Genomic DNA, 24182 nt, shown 5'->3' on the forward strand with positions numbered 1-24182 from the left:
CTCGCCAGTATCTTTTACGGCATGTGTTTAATCAACAATTGCGCCACTTGCACGGCATTGAGCGCGGCGCCTTTGCGCACGTTGTCGGTGGTCAGCCAGAGGTTGAGCTGCTGGTCTTCATCAACACCATGCCGTACACGACCAACATAGACCACGTCCTGGCCTACTGCGTCGCCTACCGGAGTCGGATAATCGTCGCGCTCCACCAGTTCGACGCTGTCAGCCGCCTCGAGGGCCTGGTTGACCGCCTCCAGGTCGACCGGGCGACGGCTCTGTACCGCCACAGTGAAGCTATCGCCGAAAAACACCGGGACTTGAACGCAGCTCACGGAAATCTTCAGTTCAGGCAGGCCCAGCAGCACACGCAGCTCGCTGACCAGGCGGCGCTCCAGGGCGGTGTGGCCTTGCTCATCGGCGGCACCGACCTGCGCCAACATGTTGAACGCCACCTGGCGATCGAAGAAGCGCGGTTCCAGGGGCCGGGCATTGAGCAGCTCGGCAGTTTGCCGGGCGAGTTCGTTGACAGCTTCCCGACCTTGTGCGGACACCGCCAGCGCGGCCATCACCTGCACCCGTTCGATATCCAGCAGGCGCTTGAGCGGTGCCAGAGCAACGGCCAGGGCAACCGCGGCCGAGCACGGGCTGACGATGCGCGCGGGCAATGCCAGGTCAACCAGGCGTTCGGCGTTGGCTTCGGGCACCAGAGCCAGGGCGTCGTCCAGACCAGCGGACAGGTCGATGACCGTGCAGCCTGCCTGCAGCGCCTTGCTGGCAAAGCTTCGGCTGACTGCGGCGCCTGCGGCGAAAAAGGCCAGCTTGGCCTGGGCAAAGTCGAAGCTGTCCACCTCACGTACCTTCAGCTTCTTTCCGGCGAACATCACGCTACTGCCCGCCGATTCCATGCTGGCCAGCAGGTGCAGGGTGGCGACCGGGAAATCCAGCTCTTCGAGGATCTGCACCAGGGCTTCACCGACGCTGCCGGTGGCGCCGACGACGGCGATGTCCAAAGGGTGTGTCATGGAAGGGATCCTTTTGCAGAAAACGGCGGGGGCGGCACTTTACTTGGATTGTAGGCGTTTGTCTTTGTTGGCCCTATGGTGGGCATGACGGGTCCCGCATTTGATGCGTGATGGCGGCTATGGGCTTGTCGCGAGATATTTGGCGCCTGCGAGATCGAGCGCCGCGCGGGCGGCGCTTCGCAGCGCAAGGCTGCTCCTACCGTTTGTTTCGGGCCAGTAAAGCCTGTACCAGTGCACGCGACCGCCTCGTTTGCCCGGCACGATATCGAGGCGTATGCCAGGGGCCGCGTGCCGCGCTCACAGGAATAATTGGCCCGAAACAAACGGTAGGAGCAGCCTTGCGCTGCGAAGCGCCGCGCGGGCGGCGCTCGATCTCACAGGCGCTGAAAATGCCGTGGCGAGCACCTTGCAGCCAAAATGCTTTTTCAGACCTAAAAAAACCCGCGCTGTCACCAGCGCGGGTTTTCGGTCAAACCGGAACGATCAACGCTCCAGCAGAATCCGCAGCATGCGACGCAGCGGCTCGGCCGCGCCCCACAGCAGCTGGTCACCTACGGTGAACGCGCCCAGGTACTGGGAGCCCATGTTCAGCTTGCGCAGGCGGCCAACCGGGATGTTCAGGGTGCCGGTAACCTTGGTCGGGCTCAGCTCCTGCATGCTGATTTCACGCTGGTTAGGCACCAGCTTCACCCAAGGGTTGTGCTGGCTGATCATGCCTTCGATATCGGCCAGCGGCACGTCCTTGTTCAGCTTGATGGTCAGCGCCTGGCTGTGGCAACGCATGGCGCCGATGCGCACGCAGATGCCGTCGACCGGGATCGGGCTCTTGAAGCGGCCGAGGATCTTGTTGGTCTCGGCCTGGGCCTTCCACTCTTCACGGCTCTGGCCGTTCGGCAGTTCCTTGTCGATCCACGGGATCAGGCTGCCAGCCAGTGGCACGCCGAAGTTCTCGGTCGGGAACGCTTCGCTGCGCATGGTCTCGGCAACCTTGCGGTCGATGTCGAGGATGGCGCTGGCCGGGTTAGCCAGGTCATCGGCGACGGCAGCATGGGTAGCACCCATCTGCTTGATCAGCTCGCGCATGTTCTGCGCACCGGCACCCGAGGCCGCCTGGTAGGTCATGGCGCTCATCCACTCGACCAGGCCGGCTTCGAACAGGCCACCCAGGCCCATCAGCATCAGGCTGACGGTGCAATTGCCGCCGATGTAGTTCTTGGTACCCGCGTCCAGTTGCTGGTCGATGACCTTGCGGTTGACCGGGTCGAGGATGATCACCGCGTTATCCTGCATGCGCAGGGACGAGGCGGCGTCGATCCAGTAACCCTGCCAGCCGGCTTCACGCAGCTTGGGGAAGACCTCGTTGGTGTAGTCGCCGCCCTGGCAGGTCAGGATAACGTCGAGGGTCTTGAGTTCTTCGATCGAATAAGCATCCTTGAGCGGAGCTGTATCCTTGCCCACGTTCGGGCCCTGGCCGCCAACATTGGAGGTGGTGAAGAACACCGGCTCGATGAGGTCGAAATCCTGCTCCTCCAGCATCCGCTGCATGAGCACGGAACCGACCATACCGCGCCAACCGATCAGACCTACACGTTTCATCGCAACTACACCTTTGCTAAAAGTGGGCCGCCACCGGGAATTTTGGGTGGCGGGCCAGAGAGATTACAGATTCCGCAGCGCTGCGACTACTGCGTCGCCCATTTCCTGCGTACCAACTTTGCGGCAGCCTTCCGAGAAGATGTCGCCGGTGCGCAGCCCCTGGTCCAGGACCAGGCTCACGGCCTTCTCGATCGCCTCGGCGGCAGCCGACTGATTGAAGCTGTAACGCAGCATCATCGACACCGACAGGATGGTCGCCAGCGGGTTGGCGATGCCCAGGCCTGCGATGTCCGGTGCCGAGCCGTGGCACGGCTCGTACATGCCCTTGTTGTCGGCATCCAGCGACGCCGAAGGCAGCATGCCGATGGAACCGGTCAGCATGGAAGCTTCATCCGACAGAATGTCACCGAACATGTTGTCGGTCACCATCACATCGAACTGCTTGGGCGCACGCACAAGCTGCATGGCGGCGTTGTCGACGTACATGTGGCTCAGCTCCACATCCGGGTAGTCCTTGGCCACGTCCTCGACCACTTCACGCCACAGCTGGCTGGAAGCCAGGACGTTGGCCTTGTCTACCGAGCACAGCTTCTTGCCGCGCACGCGGGCCATGTCGAAACCGACACGGGCAATGCGGCGCACTTCGCTTTCGCTGTACGGCAGGGTGTCGTAGGCCTGGCGCTCGCCGCCTTCCAGCTCGCGCTGGCCACGCGGGGCACCGAAGTAGATACCGCCGGTCAGCTCACGGACGATGAGGATGTCCAGGCCGGAAACGATCTCTGGCTTGAGCGACGAGGCATCGGCCAGTTGCGGGTAGAGGATGGCCGGGCGCAGGTTGGCGAACAGGCCCAGTTGCGAACGGATTTTCAGCAGGCCGCGCTCGGGGCGGATGTCACGCTCGATCTTGTCCCACTTCGGCCCGCCCACGGCGCCCAGCAGCACGGCATCGGCCTTGCGCGCACGCTCCAGGGTCTCGTCGGCCAGCGGCACGCCGTGCTTGTCGATGGCGGCGCCACCGATCACATCGTGCTCCAGGCTGAAGCCGAGCTGGAACTTGTCGTTGGCCACCTCCAGCACCTTGACCGCCTCGGCCATGATTTCCGGGCCGATACCGTCACCTGGGAGAATCAGAATCTGCTTGCTCATGCTTTCCTCTATCCAATCACGCGGTGCGGCCAAGCGGGCCCCACCGAAAAGTTCTTAACGCTCGGCCCACAACACCAGCACATCGGTGCTGAACGAACCATCGGCCTCGATCCGGTAATACTGCCGTACTTCTTCACCCATGGCTTGCTGCAATTGGCGAATTGCCAAGCGCATTGGCTCGGGGGTGCGCATGCGCTCGACCCAGCTGGAAAACTCCAGGCGCAGCGGCTGGCGAGTGTGGCTGCGCACATGCAGGCCAGCCTCGCTGACCTGGAGTTGCCATTCGGCAGCGGAATAATCGCGCACGTGGCTGGTGTCGCGCAGTACTTCGACCGTTTGCAGGTAGGTGTCGAGCAGCGGGCTGCCCGGCGACATGACGTCGATGAACGCCGCCACGCCACCCGGCTTGAGCACTCGGCGCACTTCGCGCAGGGCCAGGCCCAGGTCGCTCCAGTGGTGGGCCGAGTAGCGGCTGAAGACGAAGTCGAACGAGGCGTCGGCAAACGGCAGGCGTTCGGCAGCACCGCGCTCGGTGGTGATATTGGCCAGGCCGCGCTCGGCGGCGGCACTGGCGACCACGTCGAGCATGGCTTGCGAGAGGTCGTAGGCGACCACTTCGGCAACCAGAGGGGCGACATGGAAACTGACATGACCGGCACCGCAGCCAAGGTCGAGCACGCGGGCATGGCCCCGCCCTGCCAGCGCGTCTTGCAGCAGGCCGAATTCACTGCCTTGGGCGTGCACGGCGCTGCTGAGGTAGGCGCTGGCCTGTTCGCCGAACTGGCGTTGAACCACATCGGTGTGCTGGGTGCTGGTCATGTCTCGATCCTTTTGGTCTTTCTGCTGCCTGTACCGGCCCTTTCGCGGGTAAACCCGCTCCCACAGGACCTCTACAGGTTTCGAATCCTGCGCTGTACCTGTGGGAGCGGGCTTGCCCGCGAATAGGCCGGTACTGTCACCTGCAAACTTCAGGCATCACGGAACAGCCAAGGCTGCCCGGCGCGGTGCTTGCCCTCGAAGGCCTTGATCGCATCGCTGTCCTGCAGGGTCAGGCCGATGTCATCCAGGCCGTTGAGCAGGCAGTGCTTGCGAAACGCATCGATCTCGAAGTGCAGCACCTTGCCATCCGGACGGGTCACCGCCTGCGCCTGCAGGTCGATGGTCAGCTGATAGCCCGGGATGGCTTCGACCTGCTTGAACAACTCGTCGACTTCCTCGTCGCTGAGGATGATCGGCAGCAAGCCGTTCTTGAAGCTGTTGTTGAAGAAGATGTCGGCAAAACTCGGCGCGATCACGCTGCGGAAGCCGTACTCGTCCAGCGCCCACGGGGCGTGCTCACGGCTGGAGCCGCAACCGAAGTTCTCCCGCGCCAGCAACACGCTGGCACCCTGGTAGCGTTCGTGGTTGAGCACGAACTCCTTGTTCAGCGGGCGCTTGCTGTTGTCCTGGTAAGGCTGGCCCACATCCAGGTAACGCCACTCGTCGAACAGGTTGGGGCCGAAGCCGGTGCGCTTGATCGACTTAAGGAACTGCTTGGGGATGATCTGGTCGGTGTCGACGTTGGCACGGTCCAACGGCGCGACGAGGCCAGTGTGCTGGGTAAAAGCTTTCATGCTGCGCTCCCTTGGATCAACTCGCGGACATCGATGAAGTGGCCGGTCACCGCGGCGGCGGCGGCCATGGCCGGGCTGACCAGGTGGGTGCGGCCACCGGCCCCCTGACGGCCTTCGAAGTTGCGGTTGGAGGTAGACGCGCAGTGCTCGCCGCTCTCCAGGCGGTCCGGGTTCATCGCCAGGCACATCGAGCAGCCTGGCTCACGCCATTCGAAACCGGCCTCGAGGAAGATCTTGTCCAGGCCTTCGCGCTCGGCCTGGGCCTTGACCAGGCCCGAACCCGGCACCACCAGCGCCTGCTTGACGTTGGCAGCGACCTTGCGGCCCTTGGCGATTTCGGCGGCAGCGCGCAGGTCTTCGATACGCGAGTTGGTGCACGAACCGATGAAGACGCGGTCGAGCTTGATATCGGTGATCGCCTGGTTGGCGGCGAGGCCCATGTACTTGAGGGCACGCTCGATCGAACCACGTTTGATCAGGTCAGGCTCGGCAGCCGGGTCCGGCACGCGCTGGTCGACAGCGAGGACCATCTCCGGCGAAGTGCCCCAGCTGACCTGCGGCTTGATTTGCGCAGCGTCGAGCTCGACCACGGTGTCGAACACCGCGTCAGCGTCGGAGACCAGGCCTTTCCAGGCTTCGACCGCCTGCTTCCACTGCTCGCCCTTCGGCGCGTACGGGCGGCCTTCGACATAGGCAACAGTGGTGTCGTCCACCGCCACCAGGCCTACGCGGGCACCGGCTTCGATGGACATGTTGCAGATGGTCATGCGGCCTTCCATCGACAATTCGCGGATGGCGCTGCCAGCAAATTCCATGGCGTGGCCGTTACCACCGGCGGTACCGATCTTGCCGATCACGGCCAGGACGATGTCCTTGGCGGTCACGCCGGCAGGCAACTGGCCTTCCACGCGCACCAGCATGTTCTTCATTTTCTTGGCGACCAGGCACTGGGTTGCAAGCACGTGCTCCACTTCGGAGGTGCCGATGCCGTGGGCCAGGGCACCGAAGGCGCCGTGGGTGGAGGTGTGCGAGTCACCGCAGACCACAGTCATGCCAGGCAAGGTGGCACCCTGCTCCGGGCTGATGACGTGGACGATGCCTTGACGCTCGTCATTCATCTTGAATTCGACGATGCCGTATTCGTCACAGTTCTCGTCGAGGGTCTGCACCTGCAGGCGCGACACCTGGTCGACGATGGCCTCGATACCGCCCTTGCGCTCTGGCGTGGTCGGCACGTTGTGGTCAGGCGTGGCGATGTTGGCGTCGATGCGCCAAGGTTTGCGGTTGGCCAGGCGCAGGCCTTCGAAGGCCTGGGGCGACGTCACTTCGTGGATGATGTGACGGTCGATGTAGATCAAGGACGAGCCGTCATCACGGCGCTTGACCTCATGGGCTTCCCAGAGTTTGTCGTAGAGCGTTTTGCCAGCCATCAGACTGTTCCTCATCAGCGTCTTTCTATGCCAAAGACCCCTTGGCTTGTGCGGTCGATGCTAGGGGGTTAGATTGAATAACTCAAATTCATAATTTTTATGCTTTGGATAACCAACAGGAATGCGACCCCATGGATCTGGCCAACCTTAGCGCCTTCATCGCAATTGCCGAAACCGGTAGTTTTTCCGGGGCGGCCGACCGCCTGTTCCTGACTCAACCGGCCGTCAGCAAACGCATCGCCGGACTGGAACAGCAACTGGATGTGCGCCTGTTCGACCGGCTGGGCCGCGAGGTGACCCTGACCGAGGCGGGCCGCGCCCTGCTTCCCCGCGCCTACCAGATCCTCAACGTCCTCGATGATACCCGGCGCGCGCTGACCAATTTGACCGGGGAAGTGAGTGGTCGGCTGACCCTTGCCACCAGCCACCATATCGGCTTGCACCGCCTACCCCCGCTGCTGCGGGCCTTCACCCGGGAATACCCTGCAGTGGCGCTGGATATTCAGTTCATGGATTCGGAAGCGGCCTACGACGAAATCCTCCATGGCCGCGCGGAGATTGCCGTTATCACCTTGGCACCCGAGCCGCACCACCTGGTCAAGGCCGTGCCGGTATGGGACGACGCCCTGGACTTCGTCGCCGCTCCCGAGCACCCGCTGGCCAACAACAACACGGTCAGCCTGGCCGACGTCGCCCGCCACCCGGCCGTGTTCCCGGGCGGCAACACTTTTACCCACCACATTGTTCAGCGCCTGTTCGAAAGCCAGGGCCTGACGCCGAACATCGCCATGAGCACCAACTATCTGGAAACCATCAAGATGATGGTGTCCATCGGCCTGGCCTGGAGCGTGCTGCCGCGCACCATGCTCGACGAACAGGTTGCACCCATCGCCTTGCCGGGCATACAGCTGTCTCGCCAGCTAGGCTACATTTTGCACACGGAGCGTACGCTTTCGAACGCGGCCAGGGCATTCATGGCCCTGCTCGACAGCCACGCGGGGCCCGCCTGACCGGTCGTCAGCCCGGTATTGCCACCTCCAAGGACGCGTCATACGCCAAAGGTCTGGTACCGATGCCCAAATCAGCGAATCGCTTTTTGCGCCTGCCGCGCATACCAGCGGCCGACCCTCAGGAGTCGGAACAGGCCTGGCAGAACGCCCCACAGTTGCTGGCCGCACTCAACGGCGCACGGCTGGGAGCCTGGCTATGGGATATCGACAGCGGCCGGGTGAGCTGGTCACGGGGCACCCAGGCTCTGTTCGGCTTCGACCCGCAGCGCCCGCTCCCCGCAGATATCGACTACCTCGACCTGCTGCCGGAGGAAGACCGTGCGCGCACACGCCAGGTGTTCCAGGCAGTGTTCAACGGCGAACCGGTGGAGCAGGCCATGCGCCACCGCATCCGCTGGCCGGACGGCAGCCTGCACTGGCTGGAGATCAACGGCAGCCTGACCCACGACCCGAACGGCCGGCCGCAGATGATCGGGGTGATCCGTGAAATCACCCGCCAGCGCGAGCGGGAAACGGCGTTGATCAATTCGGAAAAACGCTTCGCCACCCTGTTCCACCTCAGCCCCAATGCCATTTTGCTCACCCGACGCCACGACGGCATGATCTTCGAGGTCAACCAGCACTTCGAAGACATGTTCGGCTGGCCCGGTAGCCAGGTGATCGGCAAGACCAGCCTGGAGCTTGGCCTGTGGGCAAACCCCGAACAGCGCCACCAGTTGCTGGAGTCGACCCGTGGCAACACTGGCCCTTTGATAATGGAAGTCCAGTTCCGCGCTACCAGCGGCAAGGTACATGACGGCATCCTCTGTACCCAGGGCATCGAACTGGAGGGCGGGACCTTCCTGCTCAGCACCTTTATCGACACCACCGAGCGCAAACGTGCCGAGCAGGCCTTGAAGGACAGCCAGGAGCGCCTGGACCTGGCGCTGGATTCGGCACAGCTGGGCACCTGGGACTGGCATATTCCCAGCGGCATGCTGTACGGTTCGGCGCGCGCCGCGCAGCTGCACGGCCTGCCGCCCATCCCGTTTCACGAATCGTTCGACGCGTTTTTCGAAGGGGTCCCGGAGCAAGAGCGCAATTCGATGCGCCAGGCCTACCGCAGCCTGCGCGAAGGACCTGCAGGCAACTACCAGATCACCTACCGGGTACAGCTGGAAAACGGCATCTCGCGCTACATCGAAAGCCGCGCCCGGCTGTACCGCGACGAGCAGGGCAACCCGCTGCGCATGGCTGGCACTTTGCTCGACATCACCGACCAGGTGGAGCGCGAACAGCGCCTGAGCGCTTCGGAAGAGAAGTTCGCCAGCCTGTTCCAGGTAAGCCCCGACCCAATCTGTGTCACCCGCCAGGACACCGGGCAGTTCATCGAGATCAATCCGGCGTTCACCCAGACCTTCGGCTGGAGCACCGAGCAGGTGATCGGCCGCACCGCCGAGGAAATCGGCCTGTGGGCGGAGTCCATCGAGCGCGCGCAACGCATCGAGCGGGTAATCCGCGAACAGGCCCTGAGCAACGTCGCCGTAGTGGTCAACCACCGCAATGGGGCACCGCTGACCTGCGTGATTTCCAGCCGCCTGATCACCGTCGATGACCAGCCTTGCAGTGTTACCACCCTGCGCGACATCACCCAGCAGCAGCGCGCCGAGGCGGCGCTGAAGTCCAGCGAGGAGAAGTTTGCCAAGGCCTTCCATTCCAGCCCTGACGCCATCACCATCACCGAACGCTACAGCGGTCGCTACCTGGAAATCAACGACGGTTTCTGCCGCCTGACCGGCTACAACGCCGCCGACGTGGTCGGCCGCACGGTGTACGAGATCGGCATCTGGGCCGACGACAAGCAGCGCAGCGCCCTGCTGGCCGAGTTGCGCGAGCGTGGCCGGGTGCATCATCGCGAGATGCTAGGGCGTAACAAGCGCGGTGACATCCTTACCGTGGAGGTGTCGGTGGAGCCGATCACCCTCAATGAGGTGGACTGCCTGCTGGTAACCGCCCGCGATGTCAGCCAGCTGAAAAACGCCCAGGCACAGATTCGCCACCTGGCCTACCACGACCCGCTGACCAACCTGCCCAACCGCGCCCTGCTGATGGACCGCCTGAGCCAGCAGATCGCCCTGCTCAGGCGCCACAACCTTCGCGGCGCCCTGCTGTTCCTCGACCTCGACCACTTCAAGCACATCAACGACTCGCTGGGCCACCCGGTGGGCGACACGGTGCTGAAGATCATCACAGCACGGCTGGAAGCCAGTGTGCGCCTGGAAGACACCGTGGCGCGCCTGGGTGGCGATGAGTTCGTGGTATTGCTCAGCGGCCTGGAAGGCAGCCGCGAGCTGGTCGAAGAGAAAGTCCGCGGGCTGGCCGATACCCTGCGCGAACTGCTGGCCGAGCCGATGTCGCTGGATGGCCAGCGCCTGCAGGTAACACCCAGCATCGGCGTGGCGCTGATCCCTGACCACGGCGCCACCCCGGCCGACCTGCTCAAGCGTGCCGATATCGCCCTGTACCGTGCCAAGGATTCCGGGCGCAACACCACCCAGCTGTTCCATACCACCATGCAGAAGGCTGCCAGCGAGCGCCTGCGCATGGAAAACGACCTGCGCCTGGCCCTGGCCCGCGGCGAGTTGGCGCTGCACTTCCAGCCACAGGTGGATGCGCGCGACAACCGCATCGTCGGTGCCGAGGTGCTGCTGCGCTGGCATCATCCGCAACTGGGTCAGCAGCCACCGGCGCAATTCATTCAGGTGCTGGAAGAAAGCGGCCTGATCCTGGAGGTTGGCAGCTGGATACTCGACGAAGCTTGCGATGCCTGCGCACGCATGCTCGGCGACGGGCTGATCGACGCCGATGATTTCAGCTTGTGCGTGAACATCAGCCCACGGCAGTTCCGCCAGAACGACTTTGTCGGGCGGGTGCTGCGCAGCCTGGACGATTACCGCCTGCCACGGCAAATGCTGACGCTGGAAATTACCGAAGGCATCGTCATCCAGAACCTGGAGGACACCATCAGCAAGATGCGCGAGCTGAAGCGCTACGGGGTGAGCTTTGCCATGGATGACTTCGGCACCGGTTATTCCTCGCTGACCTACCTGAAACGCCTGCCAGTGGATGCGCTGAAAATCGACCAGACCTTCGTGCGCGATGCGCCGGAAGACCCCAACGACGCCGAAATCGTCCGCGCCATCGTCGCCATGGCTCGCAGCCTGGATCTGACGGTGATTGCCGAAGGGGTGGAGCTGACCGAACAGCTGGAGTTCCTTGAACGGCTGGGGTGCCACCTGTACCAGGGGTACTTGCACAGCCGGCCGCTGCCGTTGCCGGAGTTCCGGCAGATGTTGCTGGAGGCGCCGGCGGATTACTGAAACCGATGCAGATGCGATTCCTGTGGGAGCCGGCCTTCAGGCGATCACAATAAAAAGGGCACCCCTGGGGGTGCCCTTTTTCACATCTACACGATCAGTTCAGCGCTGGTTTGTCGCCATTGATCGGAATGCGCTTGGCCTTGGCCTCTTCAGGCACGATGCGCAGCAGGTCGATGCTGAGCAGGCCATTGGCCAGGCCGGCGGCCTTGACTTCGATATGGTCGGCCAGGCGGAACGACAGCTTGAAGGCGCGCTGCGCGATACCCTGATGCAGGTATGTCACTTCAGCAGGGCCATTGTCGCGCTTGCTACCGGTCACGGTCAGGACACCTTTTTCAACCTGCAGGTCGAGGTCCTCTTCCTGGAAACCGGCTGCAGCAACCACGATACGGTAGTGGTCATCGCCATGCTTTTCCACATTGTAGGGCGGGTAGCTGCTACCGGCCTCGTTACGTGCCGCGGATTCGAACAGGTCGTTGAAACGGTCGAAACCAACGGAATGGCGGAACAGTGGAGCGAGAGAGAAAGCGGTAGTCATGGTCATGAACTCCTGAGATTCAGCAAGTAAGTCATTACGCGACCCGACTTCGGCATCGCGTACTCAAGAGATATGGCCGGGGGAAATGCTTTCAAGGGGGAGCAGAAAAAATCTGGATTCCTGCGTTGGGCTTGATGGCCTCTTCGCGGGTAAACCCGCTCCCACAGGGAGCTCACACATTCCAAAACCTGCGCCGAACCTGTGGGAGCGGGTTTACCCGCGAAAGGGCCGGATCAGGCAACACAAGCCTCCAAGGAAACCGCCTCAACCCCCAGCAACCGGCTGATCCGCGCACAGTCATCCTCCCGCCGCAATTCGGCAAACAGCACAACCGCTTCGGGATAACTGCGGGTCAGCATCGCCAGCCACTGCTTCATCCGCCCCGGTGCATAGCGCGGCGACAACTTGGCCTGGGCCTGACGCCAGAACTCGCGAAGCAACGGCAGCAGGTCGTCCCAGCTCATCGGCTGGTACTCCCGCCCGTCACGCGCCGCGGCAATCTGCAGCCCAAGATCGGGGCGCGAAACCAGCCCACGGCCCAGCATTATGTCTTCGGCGCCACTGACCTCACGACAGCGCCGCCAGTCGTCCACGGTCCAGATCTCGCCATTGGCGAACACCGGCACCTTGACCACATCCTGCACCCGCGCCACCCACTCCCAGTGGGCCGGGGGCTTGTAGCCCTCGACCTTCGTCCGCGCATGCACCACCAGGTGCGCCGAACCACCTTCGGCCAGCGCCGTGGCACACTCCAGCGCGCCATCGGGGCTGTCGAAACCCAGGCGCATCTTCGAGGTGACCGGGATATGTGCGGGCACGGCACGGCGCACTTCACGCACGATGGCGTGCAGCAGCTCCGGTTCCTTGAGCAGCACCGCTCCACCGCGCGACTTGTTCACGGTCTTGGCCGGGCAACCGAAGTTCAGGTCTATCACCGGCGCGCCCAACTGGCAGGCCAGCGCGGCGTTTTCCGCCAGGCACACAGGGTCCGACCCCAACAACTGCACGCGCATTGGTACCCCTGCAGCGGTCCGTGCGCCATTGCGCAACTCGGGCGCCAGCTTGTCGAACGAGGAAGGCGGCAGCAGGCGGTCGCACACGCGAATGAACTCGGTGACGCACCAGTCGATACCGCCCACGCGGGTCAGCACGTCGCGCAGGATGTTGTCGACCAGCCCCTCCATGGGGGCCAGGGCAATTTGCATGTCGGGGTCTCGGCGGAAAAAGCCGGCAGTCTAACAAAAATTGCCGGTGTTTCAGGCGCCGATCAGCGCCGGGCCGTAACCGTCGAGGAACTCCGCCGGCATGCGCCTGGGCTTGCCGCTGGACAGCTCGATGCAGGCAAAGGTGGTCTGGGCGCGCAGCAAAGTCACGCCGTCGCGCGGGCGCTTGAGCTGGAAGCGCCGGGTCATGCGCAGGCGCTGGTCCCAGTCGATGATCCAGGTGGCCAGTTGCAACTCGTCATTCTCGTAGGCAGCGGCCAGGTAGTCGATTTCGTGGCGCACCACCGCCATGGCCCGGTCCAGCCGGCGATATTCGGCCAGGTCCAGGCCCAGGCGCTGGGAATGGCGCCAGGCGCAGCGCTCCAGCCAGGTGACGTAGACCGCGTTGTTGGCGTGGCCGAGGCCGTCGATATCCTCGCTACCGACGCGCAGGTCGATGACGAAGGGTGTTGCCAGGTCCCAGCTCATGTTCGCTTCCTTGGAGCAAAAGTGGATTTAGCAGGGACCGCCCAGGGAAAGTCCAGCCCTTCTGCACTTGCCTGCGGGGCTACGCGGTCCCTGTAGGAGCGGCCTTGTGTCGCGATGGGGCGCGCAGCGGCCCCAAAAATCTCAGTCCCGACACAGATTGCCGGGGCTGCTGCGCAGCCCATCGCGACACAAGGCCGCTCCTACAGGCACCGCGCCAGCCCGGGCCAGCAGCTCCAGCACCGCTTCACTCAGGCGCGGGTCGGACAGCACGCGCTGGTGGCCACCCGCCTCCAGCAGCATCAGACGGCTATCGAACCAGGCCTTGTGGATAACCCGGGCCTCATCGGCTGCGACCAAGGCATCATCGGCGGCATGCACCACCAGCCCGGGTAACTCCAACTGGTAACCCGTCACATCCAGCCGCGCAATCTGCATGCCCACATCCCGCTCCACCTGGCGAATGAATGCAGCCCGCGCCCGCGCCGGCAGCCCCAGACGATGGGCAAAGCCACGCAGTACGCCCAATAGCCGCGCCGGGGCAGCGACGCTGACCGCTGCCTCGGTACGCAGCCCCATCTGCAAGGCCAGCAATACACTGGCGCCGCCCATGGAATGGCCAATAACCGCGCGCAGCGGCGGCAGCTCGGCGGCAGCTTCCAGCAGCGCTCGGGCAAACAACACCACATTTGCCTGTTCGCCAGGCGAACGGCCATGCCCCGGCCCCTCCAGCGACACCACCGTGTGCCCCGCCTGGACCAAGGTTTCGATCAACGCGGCAAACTGGGTCGGGCGCCCCTCCCAGCCGTGCATCATCAGCACGGTCGGCCCCTTGCCCCAACGCAAGGCCGACAAGCCGAAGCGCAAAGTGATGCGCTCGGCGCTGGCCAGCACGGGCAACTCCCAATCCCGTGGCGGCAGGTTGCGAGGGGTCATGAAGGCACGGCGCATCTTGCCCGCGACATGCTCGGGGGCCAGGCGGCCCAAGGTGCCATTGACACCACGAATCCAGCTTAGGGTAGTCATCGCCATGCTCCAGGCTCAAAGCACCGCCGATTTGGCGGCGCGCAGAATACGATCGGACAGTTCGCTGGTGCCCAGGGCACGGGCAAGCGCCAGGCCACCAACCATCAGGGCCAGGTCGGCCAATGCCTTGTCGGCGTCCTCGGGGCGGTCGACCATGGCGGCTGCCATCAACTCGATGTGCTCGGCCAGAACCTCGCGGAAGGCCTCTGGCAGGCGCTGCATCTCGCCCAGCGAATTGGGCAGCGGGCAGGCATGCACTTCGGCATCACGGTGCTTGCGCGACAGATAGAAAGCACTGGCCAACGCCCGCCGCCCGGCACCATCGAGGCTGGGATCGATCTGCGCGAGCAAGGCGCGGCGCTCGCCCAGCAACTGGCGGAACGCTTCGAGCATCAACTCGTCCTTGCTGTCGAAGTGGGCGTAGAAACCACCGACGGTCAGGCCTGCCGCACCCATGACCTGGCTGACGCTGGGCTCGGCCGGGCCGTGCTGGATCAGCGCACTTCGCGCCGCCTCGAGAATGCGCTCGCGGGTTCTGCTCTTCTTGTCGCTCATCAGGCCACTCGCCGATCAAAATATGATGAACGAAATATTATTCGCATAATATTTTTTGGCAAGCAGAATCTGCAGCCGCCTGTCGGTCGCGAAATCTTGAGTAGGGGAGAAAAACAAAAGGCCCATTCAATAATCGAATGAGCCTTCAAAGTCCCGCAAAACGCGGGTAAACGTGGCGTCCCCTAGGGGACTCGAACCCCTGTTACCGCCGTGAAAGGGCGGTGTCCTAGGCCACTAGACGAAGGGGACGTAACCTTCGTGCCGATCCGCTTACGCGAACCGCGGCAGAAATGGTGGAGCTAAGCGGGATCGAACCGCTGACCTCCTGCATGCCATGCAGGCGCTCTCCCAGCTGAGCTATAGCCCCGAAACAAAAGGCTCATCAGTAATCGACGAGCCTTTAAAGCCCTGCAAAACGCAGGAAAAAGTGGCGTCCCCTAGGGGACTCGAACCCCTGTTACCGCCGTGAAAGGGCGGTGTCCTAGGCCACTAGACGAAGGGGACGTAACCTTCGTGCCGATCCGCTTTCGCGAACCGCGGCAAATTGGTGGAGCTAAGCGGGATCGAACCGCTGACCTCCTGCATGCCATGCAGGCGCTCTCCCAGCTGAGCTATAGCCCCGGATTTCTAGCCTCTCGGCCCAGCGACATCCTGAAACATCGCTTGTGCAAAACTGGCGTCCCCTAGGGGACTCGAACCCCTGTTACCGCCGTGAAAGGGCGGTGTCCTAGGCCACTAGACGAAGGGGACGAACCTTCTTACCTTCAAGACCCGGTTGCTGGACCCGGTCTTGCCCGACAGCCTTGGCTGCCAGGCGGAATTTGGTGGAGCTAAGCGGGATCGAACCGCTGACCTCCTGCATGCCATGCAGGCGCTCTCCCAGCTGAGCTATAGCCCCACAATGTCGCTTTGAACCGAAGCGCTGGCTGGGTGCCTGGCGTTTCGTTTTCGTTCATCGCTGTGGACGGGGCGCATATTAAGATCGGATTGCAGGGCTGTCAAACGAATTTTTCAAAATATTCAAAAAATTTTTCACAGATAACAATCACTTACCGCCCTCCCCTTGCCAAAACTCAACACTGAGCCCCGTGGGAGCGGGTTTACCCGCTCCCACAAGTTCGGCTAATGGCCTCGGGACCACTGTCAGGCGATGGACGCCAGCAGCTTTTCCCACTCTTTGTTTTCTTTCTTCGACACACCCCCCAGCAGGTCCAGGGCCTGGCGCAGGCGGTAGCGGGTCAGGTCCGGGCCAAGGATTTCCATCGCGTCCAGTACCGAAACCGAGCTGGCCTGGCCGGTAATGGCGGCAAACATCAGCGGCATGGCATCACGCAGCTTCAGCTCCAGCGCCTCGACCACCGCCTGGATGCAACCGGTGATGCGCTCTTTTTCCCACTGACGCAGGCTTTCGAGCTTCCACAGGATCAGCTGGATCACCTGGCGTACCTGGTCGGCCGACAGCTTCTTGCTTTCGAACAACTTGGCGTCCAGCTTCAGCGCGCCTTCGAAGAAGAACCCGCCCAGCGGGGCAACCTGGCTGAAGGTTTCCACCCGGCCTTGCACGTGCGGGGCGATCTTCATCATGTAGTCGCTGTTGAACGCCCACTTCTGCAGGCGCGCGGCGAACTCCTCGACCGGCAGTTCGCGCAGCCACTGGCCGTTCAGCCAGGACAGCTTCTCGATGTCGAAGATCGGGCCGCCCAGCGAGATACGCGACAGGTCGAAGTGCTCGACCATCTCGGCCAGCGAGAACTTCTCGCGCTCGTCCGGCATCGACCAGCCCATGCGGCCCAGGTAGTTGAGCATCGCCTCGGGCATGAAGCCCATGCGCTCGTAGAAAGTCACCGAGGTCGGGTTCTTGCGCTTGGACAGCTTGGACTTGTCCGGGTTACGCAGCAGCGGCATGTAGCACAGCTTGGGCTGTTCCCAGCCGAAGTATTCGTACAGCTTGATCAGCTTGGGTGCCGATGGCAGCCACTCTTCGCCGCGCAGCACGTGGGTGATGCCCATCAGATGGTCGTCGACCACGTTGGCCAGGAAGTACGTCGGCAGGCCGTCGTTCTTCATCAGCACCTGCATGTCCATGCGGTCCCACGGGATTTCGACATCGCCACGCAGCATGTCCGGTACCACGCACACGCCTTCGCTCGGCACTTTCATGCGGATAACGTGCGGCTCGCCAGCGTCCAGGCGGCGCTGCACTTCCTCGGCGCTCAGCAGCAGCGCGCGGCCGTCGTAGCGCGGGGTTTCGCCACGGGCTTGCTGCTCGGCGCGCATCTGCTCCAGCTCTTCGGCGGTGCAGAAGCAGTAGAAGGCATGGCCGGCGTCAACCAGCTCCTTGGCATACCTGGCGTAGATTTCGCCACGCTCGCTCTGCCGGTAAGGGCCGTGCGGGCCGCCGACGTCCGGACCTTCGTTCCATTCGATGCCGAGCCAGCGCAAGGCATCGAAGATCTGCTGCTCCGACTCGCGCGTGGAGCGCAGCTGGTCGGTGTCTTCGATGCGCAGGATGAACTCACCGCCGTGCTGCTTGGCAAAGCAGTAGTTGAACAGGGCGATGTAGGCAGTGCCGACATGGGGGTCGCCGGTAGGCGATGGCGCGATACGCGTGCGTACGGTGGTCATGGAGAGTCTCGAACGAAAGATGAAACAAAGGCGGGATGTTAGCAGGAGGCAGGCATTGGGCTCCAGCAATGGCGCGAACGTCACTTGTCGACTGGCCATGTGCCGCTGTTAAATTTATTTACATTTCTGGAACGATAGTCCTCATGCCTGCCCAACTCAAACGCCGCCTGCTGGTCTTCTTCACCTTGGTGGCCGTCATCGCCCTCGCCTTCCTGGGCCACTGGTACTTCAAGGGCCGCTTCTACGAAAGCACCGACAACGCCTACGTACAGGGCGAGATCACCCGCATTTCCAGCCAGTTGGGCGCACGCATCGACGAGGTGCGGGTCGAGGACAACCAGCACGTCAAAAAAGGCGACCTGCTGGTGCGCCTGGAGGCCGCCGACTTCGAACTGGCCGTGCAACGCGCCCGTGCCGCCCTGGCTACCCGCGAAGCCGAGCAGGTGCAGGCGCAAAGCCGCCTGACCCAGCAAGCCAGCCTGATCGCCGCCGGCCAGGCCCAGGTGGCGGCCAACCAGGCTACATTTGACCGCTCGCGCCTGGACCTGAGCCGTGCCGAGAAGCTGCGCAAACCAGGTTTCGTATCGGAAGAACGGGTCACCACCCTGTCCGCGGACAGCCATGTCGCCGGCTCGCAGGTCGACAAGGCCCGTGCCGACCTGCAAAGCCAGCGCCAGCAAGTCAACGCATTGACCGCCGAACTCAAGCGCCTCGACGCGCAGATCGCCAACGCCCGCGCCGACCTGGCACAAGCCGAACTGAACCTGACCCGCTGTGAAATCCGTGCACCGATCAGCGGCAGCATTGGCCAGCGCAACGCGCGCAATGGCCAGGTGGTACAGGCCGGTGCCTACCTGCTGTCGATCGTGCCGGATGAAGACATCTGGGTGCAGGCCAATTTCAAGGAGACCCAGATCGGCCGCATGCAGCCCGGCCAGCGTGCCGAGCTGCTGTTCGACAGCTACCCCGACACACCGATAGAAGGCCGGGTCGACAGCCTTTTCGCCGCCTCCGGCGCGCAGTTCAGCCTGCTACCGCCCGACAACGCCACCGGCAACTTCACCAAGGTGGTGCAGCGCATTCCGGTCAAGCTGACCTTCCGCGCTGACAACCCGCTGCACGGGCGCATCCGCCCTGGCATGTCGGTGACCGCCACCGTCGACCTGCGCAGCGAAGACGAAGGCCACAATGGCCGGTGACCAGCTGCTCAGGCCAACCGCGGAGCCGACACGGCGGGACTGGATCGCGGTAATGAGCGTGATGCTCGGCGCCTTCATGGCGGTGCTGGACATCCAGATCACCAACTCGTCGCTCAAGGACATCCAGGGCGCACTGTCGGCGACGCTGGAGGAAGGCTCGTGGATTTCCACCTCTTACCTGGTCGCGGAAATCATCATGATCCCGCTCACCGCCTGGCTGGTGCAGCTGCTGTCGGCGCGGCGCCTGGCCGTGTGGGTATCCGGCGGCTTCCTGTTGTCGTCGCTGTTATGTTCGATGGCCTGGAACCTGGAGAGCATGATCCTGTTCCGCGCCCTGCAAGGTTTTACCGGCGGTGCGCTGATCCCGCTGGCCTTCACCCTGACCCTGATCAAGCTGCCCGAACACCACCGCGCCAAGGGCATGGCCATGTTCGCCATGACCGCCACCTTCGCCCCCTCCATCGGCCCCACCTTGGGCGGCTGGCTGACCGAGAACTGGGGCTGGGAGTACATTTTCTACATCAATATCCCACCGGGCCTGGTGATGATCGCCGGCCTGCTGTACGGGCTGGAAAAGAAGGACGCGCACTGGGAACTGCTGAAAAGCACCGATTACGCCGGCATCGTCACCCTGGGCCTGGGGCTTGGCTGCCTGCAGGTGTTCCTGGAGGAAGGCCACCGCAAGGACTGGCTGGAATCGCAGCTGATCGTCGGCCTGGGCAGCATCGCCCTGGTCAGCCTGATCACCTTCGTCATCCTGCAGTTTTCCAAGCCACACCCGCTGATCAACCTGCGCATCCTCGGCAACCGCAACTTTGGCCTGTCGAGCATCGCCAGCCTTGGCATGGGGGTGGGCTTGTACGGGTCGATCTACCTGCTGCCGCTGTACCTGGCGCAGGTGCAGGGCTACAACGCCTTGCAGATCGGCGAGGTGATCATGTGGATGGGTATCCCGCAGCTGTTCCTGATCCCGTTGGTGCCGCAACTGATGAAAGTGGTGTCGCCCAAGGTGTTGTGTGCCCTGGGGTTCTGCCTGTTCGGCGCCGCCAGTTTCGGCTCGGGGGTGCTCAACCCGGACTTTGCAGGGCCGCAGTTCAACCATATCCAGATCATCCGAGCCATCGGCCAGCCAATGATCATGGTGACCATTTCGCTGATCGCCACGGCGTATATACAGCCGCAGGATGCGGGTTCGGCGTCGAGCCTGTTCAATATCCTGCGTAACCTGGGCGGTGCGATCGGCATTGCGCTGCTGGCCACGCTGCTGGATGCACGGACCAAGGTGTATTTCGATTACCTGAGGGAGGCAGTGGTGCCGAGCAACCCGCAGGTGGCGGAACGGTTGGCGCAACTGGCGGAGCGGCTGGGCAATGACAATGCGGCGCTGGGCAAGTTGAGCGAGATCACTCACCAGCAGGCGTTGATCATGGCCTATAACGATGCGTTCCACTTTGTGGGGATCGGGTTGGCGGTGAGCATGGTGGCGGTGTTGTTGACCCGCAAGTTGCCGGAGGGGCTGAAGGCTGGGGAGGCCCACTGAATGGGTTGTCGCCTGAGCCGGCCTCTTCGCGGGTAAACCCGCTCCCACAGGTACTGCGCAGAGCTCAAGGATTACAACGATCCTGTGGGAGCGGGTTTACCCGCGAAGAGGCCAGTGCAGGCAGTAAAGAAATCAGCTGGTAATCAACCGCTCGCGCAGCTGGGCAATCTCGTCGCGCAATTGCGCCGCGGCCTCGAACTCCAGGTCGCGGGCGAACTGCATCATCTTCTCTTCCAGCTGCTTGATGCGCTTGGTGATCTCGCCCGGCGTACGCAGCTCGGCCTCGTAACGGGCACTCTCCTCCGCAGCCTTGGCCATGCCCTTGCGCTTTTTGCTGCGCGCGCCGGGCACGGTGGCGCCTTCCATGATATCGGTGATGTCCTTGACCACACCTTTGGGCACGATGCCATTGGCCAGGTTGAAGGCGATCTGCTTCTCGCGACGACGCTCGGTCTCGTCGATGGCGCGCTGCATGGAACCGGTGATGTTGTCGGCATACAGGATGGCCCGGCCATTGAGGTTACGCGCAGCACGGCCGATGGTCTGGATCAGTGAGCGCTCGGAGCGCAGGAAACCTTCCTTGTCGGCATCGAGGATCGCCACCAGCGACACCTCGGGCATATCCAGGCCCTCACGCAGCAGGTTGATGCCCACCAGCACGTCGAAAGTACCCAGGCGCAGGTCGCGGATGATCTCCACCCGCTCGACGGTGTCGATGTCCGAGTGCAGGTAACGCACCCGCACGTCGTGGTCGGCCAGGTAGTCGGTAAGGTCTTCGGCCATGCGCTTGGTCAGCGTGGTGGCCAGCACCCGCTCGCCCTGTGCCACGCGCTTGCGGATTTCCGACAGCAGGTCATCCACCTGGGTAAGCGCCGGGCGTACTTCCACCTGTGGGTCGACCAGGCCGGTGGGTCGCACCACCTGCTCTACCACGCGCCCGGCGTGCTCGGCCTCATAGGGGCCCGGGGTGGCGGATACGAAGATGGTCTGCGGGCTGACGTCCTCCCACTCGTCGAAACGCATCGGCCGGTTGTCCAGCGCCGAAGGCAGGCGGAAGCCGTATTCGACCAGGGTTTCCTTGCGCGAGCGGTCGCCTTTGTACATGGCGCCGACCTGCGGAACGCTGACGTGGGATTCATCGATCACCAGCAGCGCATCGGGCGGCAGGTAGTCGTACAGGGTGGGCGGCGGCGCCCCGGCCGGGCGCCCGGACAGGTAGCGCGAGTAGTTCTCGATGCCGTTGCAGTAGCCCAGCTCCAGGATCATCTCCAGATCGAAGCGGGTGCGTTGCTCCAGGCGCTGGGCCTCGACCAGCTTGTTGGCCTTCTGTAGGTACTCCAGGCGGTCCTTGAGCTCTTCCTTGATGCCTTCCACCGCCTCCAGCAGGGTTTCCCGCGGGGTGACGTAGTGGCTCTTGGGGTAGAAGGTGAAACGCGGCAGCTTGCGGAAGACCTCGCCAGTCAGTGGGTCGAAGGCGGCGATGTTCTCCACCTCGTCATCGAACAGTTCGATGCGGATGGCCTCGAGGTCCGATTCGGCCGGGAAGATGTCGATCACATCGCCGCGCACGCGGAAGGTGGCGCGGGCAAAGTCCATCTCGTTGCGGGTGTATTGCAGGTCGGCCAGGCGGCGCAGCAGCGCGCGCTGGTCGAGCTTGTCGCCGCGGTCCACGTGCAGGACCATTTTCAGGTAGGTCTCGGGGCTGCCCAGGCCGTAGATGCAAGACACGGTGGTGACGATGATCGCGTCACGCCGCTCCAGCAATGCCTTGGTCGCTGACAGGCGCATCTGCTCGATGTGGTCGTTGATCGAAGCGTCCTTCTCGATGAAGGTGTCGGACGACGGTACGTAGGCTTCAGGCTGGTAGTAGTCGTAGTAGGAAACGAAGTACTCCACCGCATTGTTGGGGAAGAATGCCTTGAATTCGCCATAAAGCTGCGCGGCCAGGGTCTTGTTCGGCGCAAGCACCAGGGTAGGCCGCTGCACCTGCTGAATGACGTTGGCGATGCTGAAGGTCTTGCCCGACCCAGTCACCCCGAGCAGCGTCTGGTGCGACAGCCCCGCCTCGATGCCTTCGACCATCTGGCGGATGGCCTCGGGCTGGTCGCCGGCCGGCTGGAAACGGGTGACGAGCTGGAACTCGGACATGACGGACCTCGCGGTGTTGCAGCAACTGTAAATTTAGCCAGTAGTCTATACCCAAATGCGCCCGCCGGGGGGCGCTTTCAAGGCACAGCTGTGAGCGCTTGTTACGGTGGACCCGGCAATTAGACCAATGGTCGAAAAATATTTGCGCAAATGACCTGAAAAGCGATGCCGGACTGTCGCGGTGACCGGTCGGTATCACTATACTGACTCCCCGTTTGTGCACCGCTTCAGTGCATTGGGGCTGGAGCGTGTACGTCCTATCACACTCCAATCAGAGCCAAGGTAACAATGAGCCTGTTTTCCGCTGTCGAGCTGGCACCCCGCGACCCTATTCTGGGCCTCAACGAAGCATTCAACGCCGACCCACGTACCGACAAGGTCAACCTGGGCGTCGGCGTGTATTGCAATGAGGAAGGCCGAATTCCGCTGCTGCGCGCCGTGATCGAAGCCGAGACCCAGCGTGCCGCCCAGCACGCCTCGCGCGGCTACCTGCCGATCGACGGTATCGCCACCTACGACCAGGCTGTACAAAAGCTGCTGTTCGGCGCCGAGTCGCCACTGCTGGCCGCTGGCCGCGTGGTTACCGTGCAGGCCGTCGGCGGTACCGGCGCACTGAAGATTGGCGCTGACTTCCTCAAGCGTGTGTCGCCAAACGCCGTGGTTGCCATCAGCGACCCGAGCTGGGAAAACCACCGTGCGCTGTTCGAATCGGCCGGCTTCCCGGTGCAGAACTACCGCTACTACGACGCGCCGACCAACGACGTCAACCGCGCCGGCATGCTCGAAGACCTGAACAACCTGCCGTCCGGCTCGATCGTGGTGCTGCACGCCTGCTGCCACAACCCGACCGGCGTCGACCTGAACCTGGACGACTGGAAAAACGTCCTGGAAGTGGTCAAGGCCAAGGGCCACGTGCCATTCCTCGACATGGCCTACCAGGGCTTCGGTGACGGCATCGCCGAAGACGCCTTCGCCGTGCGCCTGTTCGCCGAGTCGGGCCTGGAGTTCTTCGTGTCCAGCTCGTTCTCCAAGTCGTTCTCGCTGTACGGCGAGCGCGTCGGTGCGCTGTCGATCGTCACCGCCTCCAAGGACGAGAGCACCCGCGTGCTGTCGCAGGTCAAGCGTGTGATCCGCACCACCTACTCCAACCCGCCGACCCACGGTGCAACCATCGTTGCCACCGTGCTGAACAGCGCCGAACTGCGCCAGATGTGGGAAACCGAGCTGGCCGAAATGCGCGAGCGCATCCACGGCATGCGCAAGCAGATGGTTTCGCTGCTGGCCGAATATGGCGCCAACCGCGACTTCAGCTTCGTTGGCCGCCAGGTTGGCATGTTCTCGTACTCGGGCCTGACCGTCGAACAGGTCGCCCGCCTGAAGAACGAGTTCGGCATCTATGCGCTGGACACCGGCCGCATCGCCGTGGCCACGCTGAACCAGAGCAACATCCACGTAGTGACCAAAGCTATCGTGCAGGTGCTGTAACTCATTGTTTTGCCTAGGGGTGGCTTGACTTCCCCTGGGCAATCAGTAAGATACGCACAGATTCCGCGATAGCTCAGTCGGTAGAGCAAATGACTGTTAATCATTGGGTCCCTGGTTCGAGTCCAGGTCGCGGAGCCAAAATTTGAAAACCTCCAGATGCGCAAGCACTGGAGGTTTTTTGTTGCACTTATCCCCTCATGCCAGC

18 protein-coding genes and 7 tRNA genes are annotated in these 24182 nt (G+C 63.1%); 6 read left to right on the top strand and 19 right to left on the bottom strand.

All coding sequences use genetic code 11. The features are described 5' to 3' along the window. Positions 1-14: 14 nt before the first annotated feature. From WM94_RS24715 to leuC, 6 genes are all read right to left on the bottom strand, one after another. Entirely contained in the window at positions 15-1019 is a 1005-nt protein-coding gene (locus WM94_RS24715) for an aspartate-semialdehyde dehydrogenase (protein ID WP_061552344.1), read from the bottom strand. 483 nt (positions 1020-1502) lie between these two features. Continuing rightward, a complete protein-coding gene (gene asd, locus WM94_RS24720) occupies positions 1503-2615 on the bottom strand; it encodes an aspartate-semialdehyde dehydrogenase (protein WP_061552345.1) in 1113 nt (370 codons plus the stop codon). A gap of 63 nt (positions 2616-2678) precedes the next feature. Further along, positions 2679-3761, bottom strand: a complete 1083-nt coding sequence (gene leuB / locus WM94_RS24725) for a 3-isopropylmalate dehydrogenase (RefSeq protein WP_061552346.1) — start codon at positions 3759-3761, stop codon at positions 2679-2681. Positions 3762-3815: 54 nt separating this feature from the next. Then, a complete protein-coding gene (locus WM94_RS24730; protein ID WP_061552347.1) occupies positions 3816-4580 on the bottom strand; it encodes a class I SAM-dependent methyltransferase in 765 nt (254 codons plus the stop codon). Positions 4581-4729: 149 nt separating this feature from the next. Further along, positions 4730-5374, bottom strand: a complete 645-nt coding sequence (gene leuD, locus WM94_RS24735) for a 3-isopropylmalate dehydratase small subunit (protein WP_015269431.1) — start codon at positions 5372-5374, stop codon at positions 4730-4732. Beyond that, complete coding sequence (gene leuC, locus WM94_RS24740) at positions 5371-6804, bottom strand: 3-isopropylmalate dehydratase large subunit (RefSeq protein ID WP_013971600.1); 1434 nt, start codon at positions 6802-6804, stop codon at positions 5371-5373. Before leuC ends, leuD begins: the two co-directional genes overlap by 4 nt. A 131-nt stretch (positions 6805-6935) precedes the next feature. On the opposite strand from leuC, the gene WM94_RS24745 reads away from it, so the two are divergent. Together WM94_RS24745 and WM94_RS24750 are read left to right on the top strand one after the other, a co-directional pair. Next, positions 6936-7814: a LysR family transcriptional regulator gene (locus WM94_RS24745; protein WP_015269430.1), complete on the top strand. Its 879-nt coding sequence runs from the start codon at positions 6936-6938 to the stop codon at positions 7812-7814. Between the two features lie 62 nt (positions 7815-7876). Then, positions 7877-11173, top strand: coding sequence for a PAS domain S-box protein (locus WM94_RS24750; protein ID WP_061552348.1), 3297 nt, complete (start codon positions 7877-7879; stop codon positions 11171-11173). 94 nt (positions 11174-11267) lie between these two features. Here the strand turns inward: WM94_RS24750 and WM94_RS24755 are convergent, their stop codons facing one another. The 12 genes from WM94_RS24755 to gltX form a co-directional block, all read right to left on the bottom strand. After that, positions 11268-11711 carry an Hsp20 family protein gene (locus tag WM94_RS24755; RefSeq protein WP_061552349.1) on the bottom strand — a complete coding sequence of 148 codons (444 nt, stop codon included), beginning with the start codon at positions 11709-11711 and terminating at the stop codon, positions 11268-11270. A gap of 233 nt (positions 11712-11944) precedes the next feature. Further along, on the bottom strand, positions 11945-12916 hold the full coding sequence (locus tag WM94_RS24760; protein ID WP_023660793.1) for a tRNA-dihydrouridine synthase: 972 nt from the start codon (positions 12914-12916) through the stop codon (positions 11945-11947). 51 nt (positions 12917-12967) lie between these two features. Continuing rightward, on the bottom strand, positions 12968-13402 hold the full coding sequence (locus tag WM94_RS24765; RefSeq protein WP_061552350.1) for a thioesterase family protein: 435 nt from the start codon (positions 13400-13402) through the stop codon (positions 12968-12970). A gap of 141 nt (positions 13403-13543) precedes the next feature. Further along, positions 13544-14425 carry an alpha/beta fold hydrolase gene (locus WM94_RS24770; RefSeq protein ID WP_061552351.1) on the bottom strand — a complete coding sequence of 294 codons (882 nt, stop codon included), beginning with the start codon at positions 14423-14425 and terminating at the stop codon, positions 13544-13546. A 15-nt stretch (positions 14426-14440) separates the two neighbouring features. Further along, a complete protein-coding gene (locus WM94_RS24775) occupies positions 14441-14980 on the bottom strand; it encodes a TetR/AcrR family transcriptional regulator (RefSeq protein ID WP_013971594.1) in 540 nt (179 codons plus the stop codon). Between the two features lie 173 nt (positions 14981-15153). Then, positions 15154-15229, bottom strand: a tRNA-Glu gene (locus WM94_RS24780). A gap of 42 nt (positions 15230-15271) precedes the next feature. Further along, positions 15272-15347, bottom strand: a tRNA-Ala gene (locus WM94_RS24785). A 61-nt stretch (positions 15348-15408) separates the two neighbouring features. After that, positions 15409-15484: transfer RNA gene (locus WM94_RS24790), tRNA-Glu, on the bottom strand. A gap of 41 nt (positions 15485-15525) precedes the next feature. Continuing rightward, a tRNA-Ala gene (locus tag WM94_RS24795) sits at positions 15526-15601 on the bottom strand. Between the two features lie 53 nt (positions 15602-15654). After that, a tRNA-Glu gene (locus WM94_RS24800) sits at positions 15655-15730 on the bottom strand. A 72-nt stretch (positions 15731-15802) separates the two neighbouring features. Beyond that, positions 15803-15878, bottom strand: a tRNA-Ala gene (locus tag WM94_RS24805). A gap of 245 nt (positions 15879-16123) precedes the next feature. Beyond that, positions 16124-17605, bottom strand: a complete 1482-nt coding sequence (gltX, locus tag WM94_RS24810) for a glutamate--tRNA ligase (protein WP_025338230.1) — start codon at positions 17603-17605, stop codon at positions 16124-16126. 143 nt (positions 17606-17748) lie between these two features. On the opposite strand from gltX, the gene WM94_RS24815 reads away from it, so the two are divergent. After that, positions 17749-18804: an HlyD family secretion protein gene (locus tag WM94_RS24815; RefSeq protein ID WP_013971592.1), complete on the top strand. Its 1056-nt coding sequence runs from the start codon at positions 17749-17751 to the stop codon at positions 18802-18804. After that, the gene (locus WM94_RS24820) at positions 18794-20344 is read left to right on the top strand and encodes an MDR family MFS transporter (RefSeq protein ID WP_061552352.1); all 1551 of its coding nucleotides are present in this window, start codon (positions 18794-18796) and stop codon (positions 20342-20344) included. Before WM94_RS24815 ends, WM94_RS24820 begins: the two co-directional genes overlap by 11 nt. A 132-nt stretch (positions 20345-20476) precedes the next feature. Here the strand turns inward: WM94_RS24820 and uvrB are convergent, their stop codons facing one another. Further along, on the bottom strand, positions 20477-22492 hold the full coding sequence (uvrB, locus tag WM94_RS24825; RefSeq protein WP_039615454.1) for an excinuclease ABC subunit UvrB: 2016 nt from the start codon (positions 22490-22492) through the stop codon (positions 20477-20479). A gap of 288 nt (positions 22493-22780) precedes the next feature. On the opposite strand from uvrB, the gene WM94_RS24830 reads away from it, so the two are divergent. Both WM94_RS24830 and WM94_RS24835 read left to right on the top strand, forming a co-directional pair. Continuing rightward, a complete protein-coding gene (locus tag WM94_RS24830; RefSeq protein ID WP_061552353.1) occupies positions 22781-23977 on the top strand; it encodes an amino acid aminotransferase in 1197 nt (398 codons plus the stop codon). 62 nt (positions 23978-24039) lie between these two features. Next, positions 24040-24115 (top strand) — tRNA-Asn (locus WM94_RS24835). Positions 24116-24182 lie beyond the last annotated feature (67 nt).

Origin of the sequence: Pseudomonas sp. ABFPK (assembly GCF_001586765.1) — a bacterium.
GTDB lineage: Bacteria > Pseudomonadota > Gammaproteobacteria > Pseudomonadales > Pseudomonadaceae > Aquipseudomonas > Aquipseudomonas asiatica.